A 1,991-nucleotide genomic window follows, 5' to 3' on the forward strand; every position below is an offset into this window, starting at 1 on the left:
AGTCTATACCTTTGATGCTGGTTACGCGACTACCAATAGTACGGCACAATGGCATATCGGAACAGACTGGGGAGGTTATGAGGATCTGAACGCATGGCGTAGCTTGACAGGAGGAATCGATGTGGCATGCGGAGACGACGGTGCAGTAATCATTGCCGAATTCGAGCCGCGCGCCAACAGCGGACGCACAATTTGTATCGGCTCCGGTTGTTACGACTGGTACGGTAAAGGCGTAGACACTTCTGTCGACTACTACCACTACAACGTAGAGCAAATGACTCTGAATGCAATCAACTACTTATGTAAATAAAAGAATAAGCAATAATTATGAAAAATATGATCTTACATATAGCAATCACCACGCTGTTGGCCTCAATGAGCGCTTGCAGTGATGAGATGGATTCCGTATTGACTCAAAGAGACTGGGACGGTACATCCACTTACTTCCAATCGGCCGACGAGCATGGCTTCTCGATGTACTATAAACCGCAGGTAGGCTTTGTCGGTGACCCGATGCCATTCTATGATCCGGTTGCCAAAGACTTTAAAGTGATGTACCTGCAAGATTACCGTCCGAACCCCGAAGCTACTTACCACCCCATTTTCGGGGTGGCCACCAAAGATGGTGCTACTTATGAATCTCTCGGCGAACTGATTCCGTGTGGAGGTCGTGACGAACAGGATGCCGCCATCGGTACAGGAGGTACCATCTATAATCCGGTTGATAAACTCTACTACACCTTCTACACCGGCAATAAATTCAAACCTTCTTCCGACCAGAATGCACAGGTAGTCATGGTGGCTACCTCTCCCGACTTTAAAACATGGACCAAGAACCGCACTTTCTATCTGAAAGGAGATACGTACGGCTATGACAAGAATGACTTCCGCGACCCGTTCCTGTTCCAGACCGAAGACGGCGTTTATCACATGCTGATTGCCACCCGTAAAAACGGAAAAGGACACATTGCCGAATTCACCTCTACTGACCTGAAAGAGTGGGCGTCTGCCGGCACATTTATGACCATGATGTGGGACCGTTTCTACGAATGTCCGGACGTATTCAAGATGGGAGACTGGTGGTATCTGGTCTATTCGGAACAAGCTTCCTTCATGCGCAAGGTACAATACTTCAAAGGCAGAACACTTGAAGAACTGAAAGCAACCACCGCCAATGATGCCGGAATATGGCCGGACAATCGGGAAGGTATGCTGGACAGCCGTGCATTCTATGCAGGCAAGACTGCTTCCGATGGAACCAACCGTTACATCTGGGGCTGGTGTCCTACCCGTGCCGGCAATGATAATGGAAACGTAGGGGATGTAGAACCCGAATGGGCTGGCAACTTGGTGGCACAACGCCTCATTCAGCACGAAGACGGTACGTTAACCCTTGGAGTTCCCGATGCAATCGACCGTAAATACACTTCTGCACAAGAGGTAAAAGTGATGGCTAAAGACGGAAACGTAACAGAAAGCGGTAAAACCTATACGTTGGCCGAAGGAGCTTCCGTTATCTTCAACCGGTTGAAAGTACACAACAAGATTTCCTTTACCGTAAAAGCATCCTCGAATACAGATCGTTTTGGAATCTCTTTCGTCCGTGGAACGGACTCCAAATCATGGTATAGCATCCACGTCAACGCTGACGAGGGTAAAGCCAACTTCGAGAAAGACGGTGACAATGCCAAATACTTGTTTGATAACAAATTCAATATCCCGGCGGATAATGAATACCGTGTGACGATTTACAGTGACCAGTCGGTTTGTGTGACTTACATCAACGACCAGTTATCTTTCACGAACCGCATCTATCAAATGCAGAAGAATCCGTGGGCACTCTGCTGTTATAAAGGCGAAATCACTGTATCAGATATTCAAGTGAGCACCTATTAATAGAAAAGTAACATCTTTTACAGTGTTTGAAACAAAAGTGATAGGCGTTTCATCCCGGAGCGCCTATCTTTGCACTGTAACAACCTTAATACCAT

General features: G+C 47.2%; 2 protein-coding genes. Both read left to right on the forward strand.

Features of this window, described 5'->3' with window-relative positions; translation table 11 throughout:
- The coding region (locus tag AB5935_RS24815) for a DUF4960 domain-containing protein (protein ID WP_368327736.1) at positions 1-310 on the forward strand (310 nt) is incomplete at its 5' end.
- Positions 311-327: 17 nt separating this feature from the next.
- Entirely contained in the window at positions 328-1,896 is a 1,569-nt protein-coding gene (locus tag AB5935_RS24820) for a glycoside hydrolase domain-containing protein (protein WP_368327737.1), read from the forward strand.
- Positions 1,897-1,991: the final 95 nt, after the last annotated feature.

The sequence above is a fragment of the Phocaeicola sp. RTP21198st1_B8_RTP21198_201120 genome, assembly GCF_040929485.1.
GTDB lineage: Bacteria > Bacteroidota > Bacteroidia > Bacteroidales > Bacteroidaceae > Phocaeicola > Phocaeicola dorei.